The sequence below is a fragment of the Roseburia sp. AM59-24XD genome, from assembly GCF_003478445.1.
GTDB lineage: Bacteria > Bacillota > Clostridia > Lachnospirales > Lachnospiraceae > Jutongia.
Window position 1 is genome coordinate 1 of record NZ_QUET01000076.1, and the last position, 1,003, is coordinate 1,003.

1 protein-coding gene is annotated in these 1,003 nt (G+C 53.9%); it reads left to right on the plus strand.

The window, feature by feature from the left end:
- On the plus strand, positions 1-1,003 hold a 1,003-nt coding region (locus tag DXA20_RS16290; RefSeq protein ID WP_158577267.1), incomplete at both ends, for a hypothetical protein.

Here is a 1,003-nt window from a genome sequence, read left to right on the forward strand (position 1 = left end):
CGGGTACGTCGTATGACCTGAGCGTATCAGAGGGGGCAAGCCCGCTTACGCTTGCAAAGAATCAGTGGGGCGATGATTACATTGCGGATATCCTGTTTCAGGTTCCGGATGTGATCGCCGACAAGAGTAAGGTGCAGGCGGCAAAGCCGGTCGTGCAGGTGACGATGAAGATCAACAGCATCAGCAGTGACACCGGTTCGATCCATGCGATGCTCTATGCACAGGACAGCAGCTATAACTGGAACAACAGTAAAGCTGTGGACGTGTCCGCGGGCAAGGAGATTACGGTAAGCTATGACCTTTCTTCTATGTCATGGAAGGAAACAACGCTGGCAAAGCTCGGTATTCGTTTTGCAGATGATGCAGTGAATACATCAAGTATTTCCTATACGATCACCTCTGCAACCGTGACGGTGAACAGCTCGGACAGCGGTTCTGCCGGAGGAAGTGAGGGCGGCACGACAGCGGACGGTCTCGATGCCGGTGCCAGAGAGGATGCATCGCGGTATTCGGCAGAGGTAACGCAGCATCCGCATGACCAGTGGTATTCCGAGTATACCTTCTCGATCACGAACCATACCTCATCTGCTGTATCCAAGGTTCAGATGGTGCTCCCGACCAGCGCGGAGCCGGAGAACTTCCAGAGCTTTGAGTCCATTAATGTTGTTTACAATAAGACGGTTGGCGGACTGATCGTATATTATGCCGGGGAGATCGGTGCGGGAGCAACCGTAACGATCGGCGGTAAGGTCGGCTTCAAGCCATCCTCTGTTACTCTCGGAACGCCATATGTGCGTGCTGTAAACTGCAATCCGCCAAAGGGTGAGGGAACCTCAGGCGGTGAGTTGAAATATACCTTAACCGGTCAGCTGAAGGATACGCCGTATGCGGAGACACCGGTTGGAAAGCACGGAAGACTTCATCTCGCAAAGGTGGACGGCTACGGTAATGCGCCGGTGATCGTGGATCAGTACGGCAAGCCGTTCCAGATGCGTGGAGCCAG